Annotated in this window: 21 protein-coding genes and 1 pseudogene; 7 read left to right on the forward strand and 15 right to left on the reverse strand. The window is 60.8% G+C overall.

The annotated features are described in order from the left end of the window. Nucleotides 1-43 precede the first annotated feature (43 nt). The 4 genes from KSS96_RS07430 (at nucleotide 44) to pdxH (ending at nucleotide 5545) form a co-directional block, all read left to right on the forward strand. Nucleotides 44-2341, forward strand: coding sequence for a beta-galactosidase (locus KSS96_RS07430; RefSeq protein ID WP_065877144.1), 2298 nt, complete (start codon nucleotides 44-46; stop codon nucleotides 2339-2341). Nucleotides 2342-2423: 82 nt separating this feature from the next. Then, nucleotides 2424-3569, forward strand: coding sequence for an EstA family serine hydrolase (locus tag KSS96_RS07435; RefSeq protein ID WP_017529653.1), 1146 nt, complete (start codon nucleotides 2424-2426; stop codon nucleotides 3567-3569). 143 nt (nucleotides 3570-3712) lie between these two features. Further along, entirely contained in the window at nucleotides 3713-4870 is a 1158-nt protein-coding gene (locus KSS96_RS07440) for an OmpA family protein (RefSeq protein WP_017529652.1), read from the forward strand. 27 nt (nucleotides 4871-4897) lie between these two features. Continuing rightward, nucleotides 4898-5545: a pyridoxamine 5'-phosphate oxidase gene (gene pdxH, locus KSS96_RS07445; protein WP_065877143.1), complete on the forward strand. Its 648-nt coding sequence runs from the start codon at nucleotides 4898-4900 to the stop codon at nucleotides 5543-5545. 50 nt (nucleotides 5546-5595) lie between these two features. Here the strand turns inward: pdxH and KSS96_RS07450 are convergent, their stop codons facing one another. After that, nucleotides 5596-5841 (reverse strand): hypothetical protein, encoded by a 246-nt coding sequence (locus KSS96_RS07450; protein WP_065877142.1) that lies wholly within the window; start codon nucleotides 5839-5841, stop codon nucleotides 5596-5598. A 155-nt stretch (nucleotides 5842-5996) separates the two neighbouring features. Here KSS96_RS07450 and KSS96_RS07455 point away from each other — a divergent pair, with 155 nt between their 5' ends. After that, nucleotides 5997-6461: an outer membrane lipoprotein gene (locus KSS96_RS07455; protein WP_003189251.1), complete on the forward strand. Its 465-nt coding sequence runs from the start codon at nucleotides 5997-5999 to the stop codon at nucleotides 6459-6461. A 76-nt stretch (nucleotides 6462-6537) separates the two neighbouring features. On the opposite strand, the gene KSS96_RS07460 is transcribed toward KSS96_RS07455, so the two are convergent. The 3 genes and pseudogenes from KSS96_RS07460 to nhaA all read right to left on the reverse strand — a co-directional run bounded on the left by KSS96_RS07460 (nucleotide 6538) and on the right by nhaA (nucleotide 9097). Then, complete coding sequence (locus KSS96_RS07460; RefSeq protein ID WP_065877141.1) at nucleotides 6538-6873, reverse strand: hypothetical protein; 336 nt, start codon at nucleotides 6871-6873, stop codon at nucleotides 6538-6540. A 286-nt stretch (nucleotides 6874-7159) separates the two neighbouring features. Further along, nucleotides 7160-7556 (reverse strand): annotated as a pseudogene (locus KSS96_RS27955) (S-type pyocin domain-containing protein); the annotation flags it as partial. Between the two features lie 365 nt (nucleotides 7557-7921). Continuing rightward, complete coding sequence (nhaA, locus tag KSS96_RS07470) at nucleotides 7922-9097, reverse strand: Na+/H+ antiporter NhaA (protein WP_017529649.1); 1176 nt, start codon at nucleotides 9095-9097, stop codon at nucleotides 7922-7924. Between the two features lie 216 nt (nucleotides 9098-9313). Here nhaA and KSS96_RS07475 point away from each other — a divergent pair, with 216 nt between their 5' ends. Further along, nucleotides 9314-10408 carry a PLP-dependent cysteine synthase family protein gene (locus KSS96_RS07475; protein ID WP_065877140.1) on the forward strand — a complete coding sequence of 365 codons (1095 nt, stop codon included), beginning with the start codon at nucleotides 9314-9316 and terminating at the stop codon, nucleotides 10406-10408. A gap of 57 nt (nucleotides 10409-10465) precedes the next feature. Here the strand turns inward: KSS96_RS07475 and KSS96_RS07480 are convergent, their stop codons facing one another. From KSS96_RS07480 to KSS96_RS07490, 3 genes are all read right to left on the reverse strand, one after another. Further along, nucleotides 10466-12079, reverse strand: a complete 1614-nt coding sequence (locus KSS96_RS07480; RefSeq protein WP_017529647.1) for an NAD(P)/FAD-dependent oxidoreductase — start codon at nucleotides 12077-12079, stop codon at nucleotides 10466-10468. A 107-nt stretch (nucleotides 12080-12186) separates the two neighbouring features. Next, nucleotides 12187-12858 carry a COG3650 family protein gene (locus KSS96_RS07485; protein WP_065877139.1) on the reverse strand — a complete coding sequence of 224 codons (672 nt, stop codon included), beginning with the start codon at nucleotides 12856-12858 and terminating at the stop codon, nucleotides 12187-12189. Nucleotides 12859-12953: 95 nt separating this feature from the next. Beyond that, nucleotides 12954-13553: a short chain dehydrogenase gene (locus tag KSS96_RS07490; protein ID WP_065877138.1), complete on the reverse strand. Its 600-nt coding sequence runs from the start codon at nucleotides 13551-13553 to the stop codon at nucleotides 12954-12956. Between the two features lie 103 nt (nucleotides 13554-13656). Here KSS96_RS07490 and KSS96_RS07495 point away from each other — a divergent pair, with 103 nt between their 5' ends. Then, a complete protein-coding gene (locus KSS96_RS07495) occupies nucleotides 13657-14565 on the forward strand; it encodes a LysR family transcriptional regulator (RefSeq protein ID WP_017529644.1) in 909 nt (302 codons plus the stop codon). On the opposite strand, the gene KSS96_RS07500 is transcribed toward KSS96_RS07495, so the two are convergent. From KSS96_RS07500 to livH, 8 genes are all read right to left on the reverse strand, one after another. Continuing rightward, a complete protein-coding gene (locus KSS96_RS07500; RefSeq protein WP_017529643.1) occupies nucleotides 14562-15047 on the reverse strand; it encodes a DoxX family protein in 486 nt (161 codons plus the stop codon). The genes KSS96_RS07495 and KSS96_RS07500 overlap by 4 nt on opposite strands. Beyond that, nucleotides 15044-15820 carry an HvfC/BufC N-terminal domain-containing protein gene (locus KSS96_RS07505; RefSeq protein ID WP_217855954.1) on the reverse strand — a complete coding sequence of 259 codons (777 nt, stop codon included), beginning with the start codon at nucleotides 15818-15820 and terminating at the stop codon, nucleotides 15044-15046. The genes KSS96_RS07500 and KSS96_RS07505 overlap by 4 nt, the downstream gene beginning before the upstream one ends. Next, a complete protein-coding gene (gene bufB, locus KSS96_RS07510; RefSeq protein ID WP_017529641.1) occupies nucleotides 15817-16695 on the reverse strand; it encodes an MNIO family bufferin maturase in 879 nt (292 codons plus the stop codon). The genes KSS96_RS07505 and bufB overlap by 4 nt, the downstream gene beginning before the upstream one ends. A 24-nt stretch (nucleotides 16696-16719) precedes the next feature. Further along, nucleotides 16720-17016, reverse strand: a complete 297-nt coding sequence (locus tag KSS96_RS07515; protein ID WP_017529640.1) for a BufA1 family periplasmic bufferin-type metallophore — start codon at nucleotides 17014-17016, stop codon at nucleotides 16720-16722. Nucleotides 17017-17194: 178 nt separating this feature from the next. Next, nucleotides 17195-17896 (reverse strand): ABC transporter ATP-binding protein, encoded by a 702-nt coding sequence (locus tag KSS96_RS07520; RefSeq protein ID WP_010212366.1) that lies wholly within the window; start codon nucleotides 17894-17896, stop codon nucleotides 17195-17197. A 1-nt stretch (nucleotide 17897) separates the two neighbouring features. Further along, nucleotides 17898-18665, reverse strand: coding sequence for a high-affinity branched-chain amino acid ABC transporter ATP-binding protein LivG (gene livG / locus KSS96_RS07525; RefSeq protein WP_016975067.1), 768 nt, complete (start codon nucleotides 18663-18665; stop codon nucleotides 17898-17900). Beyond that, nucleotides 18662-19915 (reverse strand): high-affinity branched-chain amino acid ABC transporter permease LivM, encoded by a 1254-nt coding sequence (locus KSS96_RS07530; protein ID WP_003172374.1) that lies wholly within the window; start codon nucleotides 19913-19915, stop codon nucleotides 18662-18664. The genes livG and KSS96_RS07530 overlap by 4 nt, the downstream gene beginning before the upstream one ends. Next, nucleotides 19912-20835 carry a high-affinity branched-chain amino acid ABC transporter permease LivH gene (livH, locus tag KSS96_RS07535; protein ID WP_065877136.1) on the reverse strand — a complete coding sequence of 308 codons (924 nt, stop codon included), beginning with the start codon at nucleotides 20833-20835 and terminating at the stop codon, nucleotides 19912-19914. The genes KSS96_RS07530 and livH overlap by 4 nt, the downstream gene beginning before the upstream one ends. Between the last annotated feature and the right edge of the window lie 124 nt (nucleotides 20836-20959).

Here is a 20959-nt window from a genome sequence, read left to right on the forward strand (position 1 = left end):
TTCATCAGGCCGTTCATCGGCCCTCTGGGAGAACCTTGCTCGTATGATTCGCACGCTGCCCGCCCTTTTTGCCTTGTTGTTCGCGGCGCCCTTGATGGCCGCGCCCGCCGGGCAACAAACGCTGTTCAACTTCGTCCGGCCTGCCGATGTGGTCAAGGTGGCGACCCAGGACGCCAGCCTGCCGCAATACAACGCCGAACAAACCCCTGAAGGCGAGGTGCTTCGTCGTATCACGTTCAACCCTGCCGCCGAGCCGAGCCTGGTGCTCAGCCCGCAAAGCGGCGTGTGGGACTGGTCGCAGTCCGGTGCCATGAGCCTGCGGATCCAGAGTGCCATGGACTGGGCATTGACCCTCTACGTCAAGGTGCAGAGCAATGACGGCCGAACGTTGGTCAGTCGCATCGACCTGCCGGCCGGTCCGGCCCAGACCCTGCTGGTTCCGTTACAAGCCAACTCACCACTGAGCCAGGGCATGAAAGCCGGCCCGCCGATGCCGATCACCGTGGATGGCCAACGCGTGTTGCTGGCCGCCAGCGCCGGTGAAATCGACCGCAGCCAGGTGGTCTCGGTGACCTTGTCGATGCTCAAGCCCAACGCGGCCCAGAGCATTCTGTTGGAGCGCTTTGGCATGCAGGACAGTGAGCCGGTGCTAAAGGCGGCCTACAGCGAATTGGTGGATGCTTACGGGCAATCTACCCGTGCGCGTTGGCCCGAGAAGGTCAGCAGCGACGAACAGCTCAAGGCCGCCGCAGCCAGGGAACACACCCAGCTCCAAGGTTGGCTGGCCGCGCGGGACAAATCCTCACTGGATCAATACGGTGGCTGGAGCAAGGGCCCGGCGTTCAAGGCCAGCGGGTTCTTCCGCACCGAAAAGCGCGACGGTCGCTGGTACCTGGTAACTCCGCTGGGCCATCCGTTTTATTCCCTGGGCGTCAATACCGTGGCCCCGGACAACAGCCAGACCTACGTAGCCGGCCGTGAGTGGATGTTTGCCGCATTGCCCAAGGCCGGTGAGCCGTTCGACAAGTATTACGGCAGCGGCGACAACCGCACCGGTAATGGTGCGGGCGAAGGGCGCAGTTTCGGTGCCGGCCGTTGGTACGACTTTTATGCGGCCAACCTGCAGCGCACCTATGGTGGCGAAGGCTTCGACCCGAAACGTTGGGTCAGCCATACCCTCGACCGTCTGCAAGCCTGGGGTTTCAACACCGTCGGCAATTGGAGCGACGATGCGCTGGCCGCCGCCGACCGCGTGCCCTACACCTTGCCGCTGTCGATCGTCGGCGACTACGCCAGCATCAGTACCGGCACCGATTGGTGGGGCGGCATGCCCGACCCGTTCGACCCGCGCTTCGCCATGGCCACCGAGCGCGCCGTGGCCATTGCCGCCCGCGATCATCGTGATGACCCGTGGCTGATCGGCTTCTTTGCCGATAACGAACTGGCCTGGGCCGGCCCCGGTGATGACCCCAAATCCCGTTACGCCTTGGCCTACGGTACGTTGCGCATGACCACCGACGTACCGGCCAAGCGTGCGTTTCTCAAGCAATTGCGCGACAAGTACCGCAACGAAGCGGGCTTGTCGAAAGCCTGGGGCATTCAGTTGGCGGGCTGGGAACTGATGGAAGATCCCGGTTTCGAGCCACCGATGCCCAGCCCTGAGCACCCGGAAATCGAAGCGGACTTCAAATACTTCCAGAAGACCTTCGCCGACGCTTACTTCAAGACCCTTTCCGATTCGCTCAAGTGGCATGCCCCCAATCAGCTGCTGCTGGGCGGTCGTTACGCGGTGAGCACCCCGGAAGCGGTTGCTTCCTGCGCACAGTATTGCGACGTGTTGAGCTTCAACATGTACACCCTCAAGCCACAGGACGGTTATGACTTCGCGGCGCTGCGCGCACTGGACAAGCCGGTGCTGATCACTGAGTTCAACTTTGGCTCGGCCGATCGTGGCCCGTTCTGGGGCGGCGTGACCCAACTGGCCAAGGAAGACGATCGCGGCGTGGCGTACGCCAACTTCCTCAAGCAGGCCATGGCCGAACCGTCGATTGTCGGTGTGCATTGGTTCCAGTACCTGGACCAGCCGGTGACCGGCCGTTTGCTTGACGGGGAAAACGGACACTTCGGCCTGGTGGGCATTACCGATGTGCCGTATCAGGGCTTTGTCGACAGCGTGCGCAAAAGCAACCTGGCGGCGGTCGATCAACTGGGTAGGCAAGCGCAGAAAACCCAGGCCGCCGACGTGGTTCGCGAAAGCGAGGGCGGCAAGCCGGGGCATGCAGGCCAAGGCGCGGGGCAGGGCGCCGGGCACGCCGGCGGGCATTCGGGAAATGGCCATTGATTGCGCGTTGACGGGTTCACAAAACCCACCAGGGCTGGAACAATGTCGGCCACTTTTCATGGTGTTTTTCGAGGGGGCTTAGGTGCAGGTTCAGGGTCATTACGAGCTCCAGTTCGAAGCGGTGCGTGAAGCGTTCGCCGCGTTGTTCGATGACCCGCAGGAGCGTGGCGCCGGGCTGTGTATTCAGGTCGGCGGTGAGACGGTCGTCGACCTGTGGGCCGGTACCGCTGACAAGGACGGCGCCGAGGCCTGGCACAGCGACACTATCGTCAATCTGTTCTCCTGCACCAAGACCTTCACCGCCGTCACGGCCCTGCAACTGGTGGCCGAGGGCAAACTGCAATTGGACGCGCCGGTGGCCCGGTATTGGCCGCAATTCGCCGCAGCCGGCAAAGAGGCCATCACCCTGCGCCAGTTACTCTGCCACCAGGCCGGGTTGCCGGCGATCCGCGAGATGCTGCCCGCCGAAGCCCTTTATGACTGGCAGTTGATGGTCGATACCCTGGCCGCCGAAGCGCCGTGGTGGACGCCGGGCCAGGGCCATGGCTACGAGGCCATCACCTACGGCTGGCTGGTCGGTGAATTGCTGCGCCGCGCTGACGGGTGTGGGCCGGGTGAGTCCATCGTGGCGCGGGTGGCACGCCCGCTGGGGCTGGACTTTCATGTGGGGCTGGCGGACGCAGAGTTTCATCGCGTAGCCCATATAGCGCGCAGCAAAGGCAACATGGGCGACGAAGCTGCGCAACGTTTACTGCAAGTAATGATGCGTGAGCCGACTGCAATGACGACGCGGGCATTTGCCAACCCACCGTCCATTCTGACCAGTACTAATAAGCCAGAATGGCGACGCATGCAGCAGCCGGCGGCAAATGGTCACGGTAATGCACGCAGCCTGGCCGGTTTTTATAGTGGTTTGTTAGACGGTAGTTTGCTTGAAGCCGACATGCTCGAAGAGTTGACCCGTGAACACAGTATCGGGCCGGACAAAACATTATTGACCAACACCCGTTTTGGCCTGGGCTGCATGTTGGACCAACCGCAGTTGCCCAATGCGACGTTCGGCCTTGGCCCGCGTGCTTTCGGGCATCCTGGCGCGGGTGGTTCGGTCGGGTTTGCCGACCCGGAGCATGATGTAGCCTTTGGTTTCGTAACTAATACATTGGGACCCTATGTACTTATGGACCCGCGCGCGCAGAAGTTGGTCGGAATATTGGCCGGTTGTCTGTAAACCCCTTGCTGTTTCACAATTTTTTGTTACAAAGGCAACTATAAGAAGGCGCTGAACGAAATTTTGTAACTTTAAAGTTCTGTAAGCGTCTGTTTAACGGGTCATCCAGACCCCCGTTTCTTTTCTCATTTTGTGGATATCTCATGTTATCGAACAAGTCCTTGGCACTGGCTCTTTGCCTCACCATTACCGGCTGCGCACAAACGCCACAAAATGATGCCGAAGGTGGGCATTGGTGGTCATTTGGATCTGATAAGGCCGTTACCAAGGACGCAGTCACCCAAACCGACGCCAAGCCGGATGCCAAGCCCGCCGCTGGCGCCAAGCCTGCCGCACCGGTAGCCGCCACCGCCGCTCCCGCTCCAGCCGTAGCGCCGGCCGCGAAAACCGACACCGGCTCCAGCTGGTGGCCGTTTGGTTCCAAAACCGCTGATGAAAAGGCCGCTGACGCCAAGGCTGACCTGAAGGCCGATCTGAAGGCCGCCGAGCCAGCCCCGTCCGTTGCCAAAAACGAGACTGAAACCCACTGGTGGTGGCCGTTCGAAAGCAAACCCAAGCCACTGGCCAAGGTCGATGTGACCAACGTGCCGATGCCTGACCCGAAAATCACCCAGGCCTGGCTGGATGACTATGAGCCGCGCCTGCGCGCCGCCATCAAGGACAGCAACCTGCAACTGGAACGTCGCGACAACGTGCTGGTGGTCATTGCTCCGGTAGACGGTTCCTACAACCCGAAGCGTCCGGCCATGCTGCTGCCGGTTACCCTCGGTCCGTTCACACGCGTGGCCAAGGCGGTTGAAGCCGACCCGAAAACCGCCGTTCTGGTTCTGGGTCACGTCGATGCCACTGGCACGGCGCCAGCCAGCCAGGCGTTGAGCAAGGAGCGCGCGCAATCCATCGCTTCGATTTTCAGCCTCAGCGGCCTGAAGCAGGATCGCCTGATGCTGCGTGGCATGGGGGACCTGATGCCGCGTGCCGCCAACGACAGCTCCCAGGGCCGTGCCCTGAACCGTCGCATGGAAATCATGTTCACTCAACGCAGCACCATGTTGGCGTTGCTGAGCAAGTACAACTCGGGCAAGACCCCGCCTGTGGCTGAAATGGTCGCGGTGCAGAACGTTCCCGCCCCGGCACCGGCTGCAAAAGCCCCGGCAAAAAAGGCCGCCGCCAGCAAGGCAACCACCAAGAAAGCCGCCGCCAAACCAGCCGCCAAGAAGGCCCCGGCCAAGCCAGCAGCGAAGAAACCCGCGCCGGCCAAAGCCAAGGCCGATGCACCGGCGAACGACCAGGCAAAAAACTGATTTGCTGAACCAGAAGGATAAAGCCGCATGACTCAGGCACTGGCCGATATGCGCCGTGACTACACACGGGACGGTTTGAGCGAGGCCCAGGCCCCGAGCGAGCCGTTTGCGTTATTCCACCAGTGGTTTGCCGATGCGGTGAACACCGAGCAGCCGCCGGTGGAAGCCAACGCCATGACCCTGGCCACGGTCGACCAGGACGGTCGCCCGCACTGCCGTATCCTGTTGCTCAAAGGCCTGGATGCGCAGGGCTTTACCTTCTTCACCAACTATCAGAGCGCCAAGGGCCAACAGCTCGCGACGCGGCCGTTTGCGGCCATGACCTTTTTCTGGCCGACCCTGGAGCGCCAGGTGCGTATCGAAGGGCGGGTGGTCAAGGTCACGCCCGAAGAGTCGGACGCGTATTATCAGGTCCGCCCACTGGGCAGCCGTCTGGGGGCCTGGGCGTCGCCGCAGAGCCAGGTCATTCGTGACCGTGAAGAACTGCAAGACTTGCTCAAGGCCACCGAACAGCGTTTCAGCGATACCCAGCCTGACTGCCCCGAGCATTGGGGTGGCTATCGCCTGTTGCCCGAGCGCATCGAGTTCTGGCAAGGCCGTGCCAGTCGCCTGCATGACCGCCTGAACTACCGCCTGCAAGGGGCCGACTGGACCCGCGAGCGCCTGGCGCCCTGAGCGGCACCTTTCGTCACCTCACCTGAATGATGCACATCACCCCGACGTCTCTATAACGAGGCATCGGGTGTGTAGTGCTGCGCGGCGTTTTTCAGCCAGCCCGGCAAGTCGCCGCGTTTGATTTTCAAGGTGCGAGCCTGCTCCAACTGTTGCAGCATGAAGGCCCGCTTGAGCGGATCATCGCCGGCCAGAGACAGTGCGAGGTCGCGGTCTACCCACCGTTTGATCCGCAGGTACAGCCAGCCATGGAAATACAGGCCGGCTAGAGTAGTGACTACAATGATGAAGTAATCCATGAACGTCCCTGTTGAGAAGAGTGCTACCGTTCGTCGAGGTTTTTGGTGCTGGCAGTCTGTACTAAGGCTGAATGAAAGCAATTTTCTGCCGCGCTTGCCGTGACAGGCGTCAAGCCGCAGCGTCTAATGAATACCTGTCCTTTGGAGTTGATGCTATGCGTAAGTCCGTTTTACTGGTTGCCTGCTTTACCACCCTGTCCTTGCTGTTGGGTGGCTGCGCCTCGAGTCTGACCGGCGACTCGTACTCCCGTGATGAAGCGCGTCGTGTACAGACTGTGCGCATGGGTACCATCGAATCCCTGCGTCCGGTGAAAATCGAAGGCACCAAGACCCCAATCGGCGGCGCGGCCGGTGCTGTCATTGGTGGCGTGGGCGGCAGCGCCATTGGCGGTGGCCGTGGCAGTATCGTCACTGCCGTGATCGGCGCCGTTGCCGGCGGCCTGCTGGGTTCGGCCACCGAAGAAGGCCTGACCCGCACACAAGGCGTGGAAATCACCGTTCGTGAAGACGACGGCAGCATGCGCGCCTACGTACAGGCCGTGCAGGAAAATGAAATCTTCCGCATTGGCGACCGCGTGCGCATCATGACCGTCGACGGCACCAGCCGCGTTACTCGCTGAACATCGGTTGTAGAAACACAAAGCCCCAACCGGGTGACCGGTTGGGGCTTTGTGTTGAATGGCTTTTCGGAAGGTGTCAGGTAAACATTTCGATGTCATCCATTGCACTTCCAATGACACCGCTGAGCGCAGGGCATTTACGCATAGCTTGTTGCAGTGCCGGCATTACCTTGTCCATGTCCAATGTCCCAAATCGACGTGCAATGTGGCCTATGGCAACTATGGCAGCTGACGCGATGTCTTCGTTGTCGTCACGCATATGTTGTAAGCAAACGCTTTGTGCCCAGGTACAATCGGTTTCGTTGAGCCCCACTGAAATTAGTGCTGTGGTGACTTTGCTTACGTCACCAGTGGCAAGATCAGTCACTGATTCATCGTGAGTCAAGTCAGGATCGTGATAGCGCATATTCATTTCAGGTCTCCTAGGACTTTTCCTTTGCGGTTAGTTTTTCCAGCCCTTATCAATGCGTTTTTCATATGTTGGTTAAGTGCGCTCCATGATCGTACGTGGCCGTGAAAAGTGTCATCTGTTGACTTGTCAACAATCACAAACTCCTTCGTATGCGGGTCAATACCTATCTGGCGAGGCTCTCCAGGCTTGACCAACACTGAGTCGTTCAAAGCGTCCAGGCCGTTAGTGGGGTTTTTACTTTTAACCGAGTTGCCCTTCTTGCTGTGATAAGGCGCATCCTCATACTTCCAGCTCACAACGACATACAGGGGCCTGACACCGGAGTCCGCCGGGAAGACAAGAATGAAATCCCTGTACTCAGGCGGATAAATCGGGTCCACGATGATAGCGGCGGCTTTTTCGGTCGGCGGATACACCCATATGTGTGGTGTCGATGGCGCCGCTTCCAGTGCTGGTATTCCGAGTGTATCGGCGGTGTCTGCGGCGGGTGTCCAGATCAGCTCAATGCCATCCCCCAAGTGGGCGATGTACTGCGTGTCGGATACCTCAAACTGCACGACGTCGATCATCTCCCAGCCGGGATTTTTTCCGGTATAGAAGGCATACCCCTTGAGCGTGCCGTCGTCGCGTTGCTCGATATGCAGGCGTACCCGAGTGCGCGCCCTGGCCATGGAGCGCAATTCACGCACCCCACCTTGGGCAGTTCAGGCGGTGGCGATTCAACCTGAAAGTACGCGTCTTCGGCAATCTGACGGTCGATCGATTCTCGTTGAGCTTGTTGCCGGATTGCCGTCCAGGCCGCTGACTCAGCCTCAGTCATGGGTTCAAGTCGGCGATATCCGCCGGTACCCGTGCCGTAGGACCGCCAGACTTTAAATACGTCCTTGTTGTTTGCCATTTGCCCTCCTGGCGTGATGCTTAACGAAATCCGGCGTAGAAGCCGGGTGCTGACGTTAGAGCAAGCCGAGGAGGGTGGGTGTAGGAAGGAACTGCTAAAGAGGGAGGAATCGGATGAAGCAGGAGCCGGCTTGCCGGCTCCTGCAAACGGTCAGGCTTTTTTGCGACTCGCCATCGCCGTTACCGCATAACCCATACAGGCCGCCAGTATCGACCCGGTCAGGATGCCCATTCGATCCTCGCCGGCAAACTCGCTGGCGCCCGGTACGAACGCCAGGGAGCCGACGAACAGGCTCATGGTGAAGCCGATGCCGCACAGGATCGCCACGCCGAACACCTGGCCCCAGCTGGCGCCGCTGGGCAATGCCGCGAGGCCGGTCTTGATGGCCAGCCAGGTCAGGCCGAATACGCCGATGGTCTTGCCGATCAGCAGGCCGGCGGCGATGCCCATGGGGACGTGATGGGTGAAACTATCGAGGCTGACGCCGGTGAGGGATACGCCGGCATTGGCAAACGCGAACAGCGGCAGGATGGCATAGGCCACCCACGGATGCAGGGCGTGTTCGAGCGTCAGCAGCGGTGAGGTCTCGGCGTTTTTGGTGCGCATCGGAATGCAGAACGCGAGCGTCACGCCGGCCAGTGTGGCGTGGACGCCACTCTTGAGTACACACACCCACAGGATCAGGCCGATGATCAGGTAGGGGCCGAGCTTGATCACACCGAGGCGGTTCATCGCGATCAACGCCACCAGGCAGGCGCCCGCACCCGCCAGGGCCGCGCCGGACAGATCGGCGGAATAAAACACCGCGATAACGATGATCGCACCAAGGTCATCGATGATGGCGAGGGTCATCAGGAACAGTTTCAGCGACACGGGTACACGCTTGCCCAGCAGCGCCAGCACGCCCAATGCAAAGGCAATGTCGGTGGCCATCGGGATCGCCCAGCCCGAGAGCGCGGCGGGATAGTCTTTGTTGATGGCCCAGTAGATCAGCGCCGGCACCACCATACCGCCGATGGCGGCAGCGCCAGGCAGGACAACCTGGGATGGTTTGGACAGGTGGCCATCGAGCAGTTCGCGCTTGACCTCCAGGCCGATCAGCAGGAAGAACAGCGCCATCAGGCCATCGTTGATCCACAGCAGGGCCGGCTTGGCGATTTTCAGCGCGCCAATCTGCGCCACCACCGGTACATCCAGAAACGCGGCGTACAGGTGTGACAACGGTGAGTTGTTGACGATCAGCGCGAGAGCGGCGGCGGCGATCAATAACAGACCGCTGGCGGCTTCCAGCTGGAAGAAACGGGTGAACGTGCTACGCAGAGCCAAGGGATGCTCTCCAATCCGGATTCAATAGGTGGGTACCCTAACCCGTACCGTTAGTTGTTAAAACAAAAGTTATATTCTTATTTGTTATAAAAATGGACAGATTTGGCGTTGCGCCTTGGCCCGGCAATTGTGTGACCAATTGAGTCGTTACTGTATCGGTATGCGGTGTTGGAAACATCTTAAAATTCTGATTGAAAATCCTTAGAGATCCCCCTTATGAGCGACCACCGTCCCTGGGCCCGCGAAGCCATTCGCATCATTGAAGCCGACTTCCAGCGCAGCGCCGATACACACCTCATCCCCTTGCCGCTGCCGGGTTTGCCTGGCATCGAGTTGTATTTCAAGGACGAGTCGAGCCACCCCACCGGCAGCCTGAAACACCGGTTGGCCCGCTCGCTGTTCCTGTACGCGCTGTGCAATGGCTGGCTCAAGCCGGGAGCGCCCGTGATCGAAGCGTCCAGCGGTTCTACCGCGATTTCCGAAGCGTATTTCGCACGGCTGCTCGGCCTGCCATTTATTGCCGTCATGCCCGCCACCACGTCCCAGGAAAAGATCGCACAGATTGCTTTCTATGGCGGCAAGAGCCATCTGGTACAGGATCCGACGCAGATCTACGCCGAATCCGAACGCTTGGCGCAGGAAAGTGGTGGTCACTTCATGGACCAGTTCACCTACGCCGAACGCGCCACCGACTGGCGCGCTAACAACAACATCGCTGAGTCGATCTTCCAGCAGCTGCGTTTTGAACGGCATCCCGAGCCGAGCTGGCTGATTTCCAGCCCCGGCACGGGCGGCACCACGGCCACCCTCGGTCGATACGTGCGTTATCGCCAGCATTGCACGCGCGTGTTGTGCGCCGATGCCGAGCGGTCGGTATTTTTTGATTACTACCAGACGGGTGATGCCAGCCTGCGCCTGGACTGTGGTTCACGGATCGAAGGCATTGGCCGGCCACGGGTCGAGGCGTCGTTTTTGCCGAAGGTGATCGATGCAATGGTCAAGGTGCCGGATGCGTTGTCATTGGCGGCCATGCATTACCTGGCCGAGCGGTTGGGGCGCCGGGTCGGTGGTTCCAGCGGGACCAACCTGATCGGCGCGTTGATGGCGGCGCAGCAGATGAAAGCCGCCGGCGAGTCGGGCTCGATCGTGGCGATCTTGTGTGATGGCGGCGAGCGGTATGCCACTACCTATTACGATCAGGCGTGGTTGGCGGCGCAGGGGTATGCGCTGCCAGGGTTGATCGCGGCCGTTGCGGCCAGCGTGGAGCGGGGCGAGCCATTGCCGGATAGCATCCTGCGCGCGAATATCTGAAAACAACGCAAAACCAAATGTGGGAGGCTTGCTCCCACATTCAACATGCGGCGTTTCTCACGCCTCGATACCCAACATATCCCGCGCCAGCGCCTCGGCAATCCGGATCCCGTCGACACCCGCCGAGAGAATCCCACCGGCATAGCCGGCACCTTCACCGGCCGGGAACAGGCCTTTCACGTTCAGGCTTTGCATCGATTCGTTACGGGTAATCCGCAGCGGCGAGGAGGTGCGCGTTTCGATGCCCGTCAATACTGCATCGTGCAGCGAGTAGCCCTTGATCTGTTTCTCGAACGCCGGCAGTGCTTCTCGGATCGCCTCAATGGCGAACTCCGGCAGCGCCAGGGCCAGGTCGCCCAACGAAACGCCCGGTTTGTAGGACGGTTCCACGCTGCCAAGGGCCGTGGATGGCTTGCCCGCGATGAAGTCACCCACCAGCTGTGCCGGGGCCTCGTAGTTGCTGCCGCCGAGGATATAAGCGTGGGACTCCAGGCGTTCCTGCAATTCGATACCTGCCAACGGGCCACCTGGGTAGTCCACTTCAGGTGTGATGCCGACCACGATGCCCGAGTTGGCGTTGCGCTCGTTACGCGAGTATTGGCTCATGCCGTTGGTCACGACGCGGTTCGGCTCGGAGGTGGCGGCTACCACCGTGCCGCCCGGGCACATGCAGAAGCTGTAGACCGAGCGGCCGTTCTTGGCGTGGTGTACCAGCTTGTAGTCGGCGGCGCCCAGTTTCGGGTGCCCGGCGTATTTACCCAGGCGTGCCGCGTCGATCAGCGACTGCGGGTGCTCGATACGGAAGCCCACCGAGAACGGCTTGGCCTCCATGTACACGCCACGGCTGTGCAGCATGCGGAACGTGTCGCGGGCGCTGTGGCCCAAGGCGAGGATCACGTGCCTGGACAGGAGTTGTTCGCCGCTGTCCAACACCACGCCATTCAACTGGCCATCATCGATCAGCACGTCGGTAACCCGCTGCTCGAAGCGCACTTCGCCACCCAGGGCGATGATCTGCTGGCGCATGTTCTCCACTACGCCGGTCAGGCGGAACGTACCGATATGCGGCTTGCTGACGTAGAGGATCTCTTCCGGCGCACCGGCCTTGACGAACTCGTGCAGCACTTTGCGGCCGTGGAATTTCGGGTCTTTGATCTGGCTGTAGAGCTTGCCGTCGGAGAAGGTGCCGGCGCCGCCTTCACCAAACTGTACGTTGGACTCAGGGTTGAGCACACTTTTGCGCCACAGGCCCCAGGTGTCCTTGGTGCGCTGGCGCACTTCCTTGCCGCGTTCGAGGATGATCGGCTTGAAGCCCATTTGCGCCAGCAGCAGCCCGGCGAAGATCCCGCAGGGGCCAAAACCCACCACGATCGGCCGCTCGACCAGACCTTCCGGCGCCTGGCCCACCACTTTGTAGCTGATGTCCGGGGCCGGGTTGACGTTACGGTCATCGGCAAACTTGAGCAGCAGGGCGGCTTCACCCTTTACGTTCAGGTCGATGGTGTAGATGAAGCACAGCTCCGAGGTTTTCTTGCGGGCGTCGTAGCTGCGCTTGAACAGGGTGAAATCGAGCAAGTCATCACTGGCGATGCCCAGGCGCTGCACAATGGCGGGCCGCAGGTCTTCTTCGGGATGGTCGATGGGCAGCTTGAGTTCGGTGATTCGTAACATGACGGGATCCGGTAGGCGGCGGGCTTCGATGCCGGCTGTTTTAGCAAACCGGCGATTATAAGCCCCAATGGCCGGTTTCCGTCATGTTAAAACAGCGCAGGGCCGATTCAGTCGTCGCGCGAACCGCCAAACGCCGCGCAGCCCTGCTGCACCTGGCCGTTGACGCGCAACTGCGCGGTCATGTGTTGCAGGCTGCCGCTGACACTGTCGACGCAACGTTGCGGGGCCACCCACAGCTCAATGTGCTGGTTATCGGCTTCGGTCATCAGGTTGAAGCGGCCGTCACCGATTTGCTCTTCCACATAAGGCACCGCCAGGGGTGGCTGGCCTTCGCGCTCCAGCACCATGCCCTTGGCCGTCACGTTCATTGCCCAGGCTGGCTTGTGGCCATTGGCGCGCAGGATCATGCGTTTGAAGTCCGGATCGTCACAGGCCGCGGTCGACCGCTCGACACGGTACAACTGCTGCAGCTCCACTTCGCCCTGGGTGCCGGCGGCGACCCCGGAAAACTTGCCGCGCAGGTCGGCAAACAGCACGCCTTGCTGGCCGGCCAAAGAGGCCGCTTCCTGCAGGATGTTGGTGCCGCCGGTGTCCTTGACCAGGTAGTTGCGCTGATCGCGGCACGGCTGGAACAACAGCTTGCCACCGACCGCCGTGAGTTGCCCCTGCATGCGGGTCAGCCCGACGGTAGACGGCTTGGCCGGCTCGCTTTCGAACATCTGGCAAGCGGCGAACAAAGGAAGCAAGGCACATAAAGTGAGGGTACGGACGGCACGCATAAGGGGTCTCCAGACAAGTGCCGCCACGTTACGCAGGCTGGCGATGCATCACAAGCCCGCCTGCCAGCTTCAGGCGTTTCTGACAGACGTGGCATTCAACCCACGATGAATGTCTGACCCGTCTGCAAGCCTTCCACACTTTTGGCGTAGGCCAAGGCCACATCGGCGCCGCTGGCCGGTTTGTAGCCGCGGAAATAGGGCGCATAGCTGCCCATGGCCTCCACCAGCACCGTCGGGCTGACGGCATTGACGCGCAAGCCCCGTGGCAGTTCGATCGCGGCCGCTTTCACAAAAGCGTCGATTGCGCCGTTGACCAGCGCGGCCGACGCGCCGGTACGAATCGGGTCACGGTTGAGGATGCCGCTGGTCAAGGTGAACGACGCACCGTCGTTGGCGTATTCGCGGCCGATCAACAGCAGATTCACCTGGCCCATCAGCTTGTCACGCAGGCCCAGCTCGAAATCGCTTTCGCTCATGTCGCCCAGTGCCACGAAATTCACGCGGCCTGCCGCACACACCAGGGCATCGAACTTACCGGTCTGTTCGAACAGTTTGCGGATCGAGGCGCTGTCACTGATATCTACCTGAAAGTCACCGCTGTTGCGGCCGATGCTGATCACCTCGTGACGCTGGGCCAGTTCCGCCTTGACCTGCGATCCGACGGTGCCGCTGGCGCCAATCAATAGAATTTTCATGATGCAGTTACTCCAGGGGTCAATGAGGGTCCAGTCTAGGGTGGCTTTTCAGGTGGATAAACGTGCTAATAGGCAACCTTTGGTTTTCAATTGGAAACAATCCATGAGCGAGATGGATGACCTGGCAGCCTTTGCCGTGCTTATCGAAGCCGGCAGCTTTACCGTGGCGGCCGAGCAACTGGGCTGCAGTAAAGGGCAGTTGTCCAAGCGCATCAGCCAGTTGGAGGCGCAGTTTGGCGTGGTGCTGCTGCATCGCACCACCCGCAAACTGAGCCTCACGGCAGCCGGCGCGGCGTTGTTGCCGCAGGCCCAGGCGCTGGTGGTACAGGTGGATCGCGCCCGTCAGGCCTTGGCGCGACTCAAGGATGATTTGGCCGGGCCGGTGCGTATGACAGTTCCCGTTTCGTTAGGCGATACATTCTTCGATGGGTTGTTGCTGGAATTTTCCAGGCAGTACCCCCAGGTGCAGATCGAGCTGGAACTCAACAACAGCTACCGCGACCTGGCGCGGGACGGTTTTGACCTGGGGGTGCGTTCGGGCGCGCTTGAAAACCAGCGCCTGGTGGCCAGGCCGCTGCTGGCCTGGCACGAAATGACCTGTGCCAGCCCGGCCTATCTGGACCAGTACGGCGAACCCCAGACTCCCGCCGACCTGGCCGCCCACAACTGCCTGCTCAACAGCCACTACAGTGGCCGCGAAGAGTGGCTGTATCACCAACAACATGAGCTATTGCGCGTGCGGGTCAGCGGCACGTTCGCCTCCAACCATTACAATTTGTTGAAGAAGGCCGCCTTGGTGGGCGCCGGTATCGCCCGCCTGCCGTCCTACGTGCTGCCGGCGGAGTTGGCTGACGGCCGATTACGCTGGCTGTTGCGTGATTACCAGACGCGGAGCCTGCCGATGTACCTGGTGCATCCCTATCAAGGGGGGTTGCCGCGTCGCACCCAAGTGCTGGCAGACTACCTGGTGGATTGGTTCAAGCGCAGCGGCGAGGCGTTGGATCGGCTTTAGCGATAGCGGCGTGCAATCAGTTGGTCGATGGACAAACGCCCCGGTCCCTTGGCGACCAACAGCAGCATCAAGGCGACCCAAGTGCCGTGGGTGGGGTAAGCGTCGGGGTAGACGAATAGCTGAATGACCAGTGTCATACCGATCAAGGCCAGGGCCGAGAAGCGCGTGGCGAACCCCACCAGGATCAGCACCGGGAAGAAGTGTTCGGCGAATGCCGCCATATGCGCGGCCACCTGCGGCGACAGCAACGGCACGTGGTATTCGCTGCGAAACAGCGGCAAGGTGGAGGCGGCAAGCCTGGGTTCGCCGAGCTGGAAGGTGCCGCTGACCAGGTCAATGGCAAAACCTTCAACCTTGGTTTGCCCGGACTTCCAGAACACGGCGGCAATGGAGAACCGTGCGATAAAGGCGATCAGGCTGTAGGGGATTTTTTCGAAAACGGCGATGACCTGTTTGATCAGGCACGAAGGGCGGATATTCATAGCGATACCTTTTGTTCTGGAAGGAGTTGAGTGATGGCGTCGTGGCTGATCAGCAGCGACAGGCATTGCTGCAGGTTGAAGTCGGCCGAGGCTTCGAGGGCCTGCGCCACGGCCATTTCCAATGCCGTGCCCTGGTTCAGGCTGTCGATAAACGCCGCCGCGCCGCTGTCGATGGCAAACACCTTGACCTCTAGCCCGTGGCGCAAGACCAGTGCGGCTTGAGCATGCCAGGGGTTTAAGGTGGCCACGGCGCCCTCGACCTGGTGCGCTGCCCAAATCGCGACAATGGCGTAGGGCGAAGTGAGCGTGGCGAGGGACGGGTGCAGTTGCAGGCGCAGTTGCCCGAGGTCTGTTGAACCTTGCAGTTGCTGGAGCACGCTGAGCGGGTCGAGTGGCCGGGCGTCCGCTGCGTGATAGGCGCGCACTCGATGGCGCTCCAGGCGTGCGATGTCCGCCAGGTAAGGCACGCTGGCGGCAGGTTTGAAGCCCTGGATGAAATCGGCGAATGTGCTGCCGTACTCGCTGATCAACGGGCTGCCGGGTGGCGATGTTTGTACGTAAACGCTGGCCATTGCGCAAAAAAAATCATCGCCCACCAGTTGCAGGGTGACGGGGTAAGCGGCGACCAATGCGTTGATCAATGAGCTGTGCACATTGTTGCGGTACACCGCAAAGCGGCTTTGCGGGTCGGCTCCGTTGCTGCTGAACAGGCCGTCGGGGCAAGGCTGGTCGGGCGCCAACAAGGCGTTGGCAAATATGGTTTGAACGCTCATGAGCGTGCCTGCGTCAGATGCCATTCGGCCCGCCGGGCTTCGGTCATCAATACACCGAAGGCGGGCACGTGGTTGTCGCGCTCGATCAGCGTGGCCATCGGGCCGATGCGCGCCAGTACTTGCTCGTACAGATGCCATACGGTGCTGGCAACGGGCGCGCCGTGATCATCGATCAGCAGGCGATCACCCAGGCTGTCGGTGTCTTCGGCAAAACCGGCCAGATGAATCTCACCCACCGCGTGCAGTGGCAAGGCGTTGATGTAGGCCAACGGGTCGCGCTGATGGTTGATGCACGACACATACACGTTGTTTACATCGAGCAGCAGGCCGCAACCGGTACGTCGGATGATCTCGCTGAGAAACTCGGTTTCGTCCAGGGTGGAGCGTTGGAACTGCAGGTAGGTAGACGGATTTTCCAGCAGCATCCGTCGCTTGAGGGCACTTTGTACCTGGTCGACGTGGGCGCACACCCGGTCCAGGGTATCGGCGTCGTAGGCCAGGGGCAGCAGGTCATTGAGAAACACCTCGCCATGGCTCGACCAGGCCAGGTGTTCGGAAAAGGACTGAGGTTGATAGCGCTCGATCAGCCTGCTCAAACGGGTCAGGTGCTCGGCATTCAGCGGGCCTTCGCCGCCGATGGACAGGCCCACGCCGTGCAATGACAGCGGGTACTGCTCGCGGATCAACCCCAGGTAGTGATGAAACGGGCCGCCGGCCACCATATAGTTTTCGGCGTGCACTTCAAAAAAACCGATGTCGGGGCAGGTATGGAGCACTTCGCTGAAGTGCTCGCGCTTGAGCCCCAGCCCCGCCCGAGAGGGGAGGCCGGGCGCCTGGGCCTGGGAGACGGCTGTCGGGGATGAACGGGGCATCATCGGTGCTCAGGCTGTGGTGGCGGTTCAGGACTTGGCGGTGAAGGCCGCTTCCTGGCCAAAGCCGGTCGGCGAGGTGGAGCTTGGGGTTTGGGTGCAAGTACCGGCGGGGACCAGTTTCCAGGCGTTGGCCTGGTCTTTGGTTTTCGAGGTGCCGGCGCAGGAAGTGCCGGCGCCCGCGGCGCAATCGTTCTTGCCGGCTTCAGCGACGCCGAAGCACTTTTGCATGTCGTCGGCGGCGTGGGCGGTGCCTGTCAGGGCGGACAGGCTCAGGGCGGAACCCAGGGCCAGGACGAGGGTAGCGGCGGACAGTTTGGTGGTCATGGTGTTTCTCCAGCAGTGGTTGAATGCGCAGGCTCGATTGCCTGCATGCACCACTAGAGACGGGGGGACTGAGTTCGTTACAACCTCAGTCAAAAAAACTTCATAGCACACAAAACAAATGTGGGAGGGGCAACACCCCTCCCACATTTTTTGCGCCGGTATCTACAGCAACCGTGGGTTAACCGCCCAAATAGGCCTCGCGCACCTTCGGATCGGTCAGCAACTGCTCACCCGTGCCTTGCATCACTACCCGGCCGTTTTCCAGTACGTAGGCGCGGTCGGCGATTTTTAGCGCCTGGTTGGCGTTCTGTTCCACCAGAAACACGGTCACACCGTCTTTGCGCAGCTGTTCGATGATGTCGAAAATCTGCTGGATGATGATCGGCGCCAGGCCCAGGGACGGTTCGTCCAGCAGCAACAGCTTGGGTTTGCTCATCAGTGCGCGGCCGATGGCGAGCATTTGCTGTTCGCCGCCGGACATGGTGCCGCCGCGCTGACTGAAGCGCTCCTTGAGCCGGGGGAACAGGTGCAGCACCTTGTCCATCTGCTCTTGGTAGTCGCCCTTGTCGGTGAAGAACCCGCCCATGGCCAGATTCTCTTCGACGGTCAGGCGCGAGAACACACGACGGCCTTCCGGCACCACCGCAATGCTCTTGCGCATGATCTGCGACGACTGCTGGCCCACCAGTTCTTCACCCATGTAGCGGATGCTGCCGCTGTGCGCCTGGGGCGAACCGCACAAGGTCATCAGCAGGGTGGACTTGCCGGCGCCGTTGGCGCCGATCAGGGTCACGATCTCACCCTGGCGCACTTCCACATTGACGCTGTGCAGGGCCTGGATCTTGCCGTAAAAAGTGGAAACGTTTTCGAATTGCAGCATTTTACGCTTCCCCCAAATAGGCTTTGATCACTTCAGGATTGTCGCGGATCTGCTCCGGCGTCCCGTCGGCCAGTGGCGTGCCCTGGTTGATCACCACGATATGGTCGGAAATGCTCATGACCAGTTTCATGTCGTGTTCGATCAACAGCACCGTGGCGTTGTTTTCCTCACGCAGCACGCTGATCAGCGCCTTGAGGTCTTCGGTTTCCTTGGGGTTCAGGCCGGCGGCCGGTTCGTCGAGCATCAGGATCCGCGGGCGGGTCATCATGCAGCGGGCGATTTCCAGGCGACGTTGCTGCCCATAGGCCAGGGTGCCGGCAGGGCGGTTGGCAAACTCGGTGAGGTTGACCTTGTCCAGCCAGTACTCCGCATATTCCATGGCCTCGCGCTCGCTTTTGCGGAACGCGGGGGTCTTGAACAGGCCGGCGAAGAAGTTGGTGTTCAAGTGACGGTGCTGGGCGATCAGCAGGTTTTCGACCGCCGTCATGTCCTTGAACAACCGCACGTTCTGGAAGGTCCGCACCACGCCCTTGCGGGCGATCTCGTGACCGGCCAGGCCCTGGATCGGCTGGCCGTCCAGCAGGATGCTGCCGCCGCTCGGCTTGTAAAAACCGGTGAGGCAGTTGAACACCGTGGTTTTGCCCGCGCCGTTGGGGCCGATCAACGCAACCACTTGTTTCTCTTTCACGGTCAGGGCTACGCCGTTGACCGCCAGCAAGCCGCCGAAGCGCATGCTCAAGTTTTCGACTTTCAGGATCTCGCGGCTCATTTGCGCAGCTCCATGTGAGGACGTTGCATGGGCAGCAGGCCTTGAGGGCGCCAGATCATCATCAGCACCATCATGGCGCCGAACATCAACATGCGGTATTCGCTGAACTCACGCATCATTTCCGGCAGCAGGATCATCACGATCGCGGCCAGGATCACGCCCAACTGCGAGCCCATGCCACCCAGTACCACGATGGCGAGGATGATCGCCGACTCGATAAAGGTGAACGACTCCGGGGTCACCAGGCCTTGGCGCGCGGCGAAGAAGCTGCCGGCGAAACCGGCGAACGCAGCGCCCAGGGTAAATGCGGAGAGCTTGATGATGGTCGGGTTGAGGCCCAGGGCACGGCAGGCGATCTCATCTTCGCGCAGCGCTTCCCATGCACGGCCGATCGGCATGCGCAGCAGGCGGTTGATCACGAACAGGGCGGCCAATGCCAGCAACAGCGCCACCAGGTACAGGAACACCACTTTGCTCACCGGGTTGTAGGCGATCCCGAAGTACTCGTGGAAGGTCTGCATGCCTTCAGCGGCGCTGCGGTCGAACGACAGCCCGAAGAACGTTGGCTTGGGGATGCTGCTGATGCCGTTGGGGCCACCGGTGATATCGGTGAGGTTACGCAGGAACAGGCGAATGATCTCGCCGAAGCCCAGGGTCACGATCGCCAGATAGTCACCGCGCAGGCGCAATACCGGGAAGCCCAGCAGGAAGCCGAACGTGGCCGCCGCCATACCTGCCAGTGGCAGGCAGATCCAGAAGCTCCAGCCCAGGTAGTGCGAGAGCAGCGCGTAGGTGTAGGCACCCACGGCATAGAAGCCCACATAACCCAGGTCAAGCAGGCCGGCCAGACCCACCACGATGTTCAGGCCCAGGCCCAGTAACACGTAGATCAGGATCAGGGTGGCGATGTCGACGGCGCCGCGCGAGCCGAAGAACGGCCAGATCAGCGCGGCCACGATCAGGCCGATGATGATGTAGCGCTGGGTGCGCGGCAGGGTCAGGAATTGGCTGACCTTGGGCGACACCAACGGAGCGCGGTTGCCCTTGAACAAGGCACCGACCTGCTGGGTGAATAGCACACGCAGGAACATCAGCACCGAGCACAGGGCAATGATGGTCAGGGTCACGGGACCTGTGCCATGCACTTCAAGGTTGATGCCCACAATGCTCAGCTTGAGGCCGAGTACCGGGAAGGCCACGGCCCATACCAGCAAGGCGCTGAAAAACGCCGATTTAAGATATCTGCTCATACTTTCTCAACCTCCGGACGGCCCAGGATGCCGGTCGGACGGAATAACAGCACCAGAACCAGCAGGCCGAACGCCACGACGTCCTTGTACTGGTCGCCGAAGATATCGGCGCCGAACGCTTCGGCCACACCCAGCACCAGCCCGCCGAGCATCGCGCCCGGGATACTGCCGATGCCGCCCAATACCGCCGCAGTAAAGGCCTTGAGGCCTACCAGGAAACCGGCGTTGGGGTTGATCACGCCGTACTGCATGCTCAGCAGTACCGCCGCGACGGCTGCCAGCGCGGCGCCGATCACGAAGGTCAGGGCGATGATGTTGTTGGTGTTGATGCCCAGCAGGTTGGCCATCTTGATGTCTTCAGCGCACGCCCGGCAGGCGCGCCCCAGACGGGAGCGGGAGATGAACAGGGTCAGGCCGAGCATGGCCACCAGGGTGACGACGAAGACCAGCACTTGCATGTAGGAAATCAGGACTTCTTCCGCGCCACCCGGGCCGAAGGAGAAGCTCCCCGGGATCAGGTTGGGGATGGATTTATCCTTGGAGTCCTGGGACAGCAATACGGTGTTCTGCAGGAAAATCGACATGCCGATGGCGGAAATCAACGGGATCAAACGGTTGCTGCCACGCAAGGGACGGTAGGCAACGCGCTCGATACTGTAGCCATAGGCACTGGTCACGACGATCGACGCAAGGAACGCGGCGGTCATCAACAGCGGCAGGGAGTGGATACCCATCATGGCCAGCCCGGCAAGGGCGATGAAGGCCACGTAGGAACCAATCATGTACACCTCGCCATGGGCGAAGTTGATCATTCCAATGATGCCGTAAACCATTGTGTAGCCAATGGCTATCAAGGCATAGGTGCTGCCAATGGTCAGGCCATTAACCAGCTGTTGGAAAAAATGATAGATCTCAGGCATTACAGCGCTCCTAAAAACCCGATACGCATTTCACTGGTGGAGTCATGTTCCGGCCCCGTGCTGTGTTCTGTGAGCACATTTGCACAAAGCGTTTGCCAGCGAACCGCTGGTGACGGTTTTAAGA

This window comes from Pseudomonas asgharzadehiana (assembly GCF_019139815.1).
In the GTDB taxonomy this organism is placed as follows: Bacteria; Pseudomonadota; Gammaproteobacteria; order Pseudomonadales; family Pseudomonadaceae; genus Aquipseudomonas; species Aquipseudomonas asgharzadehiana.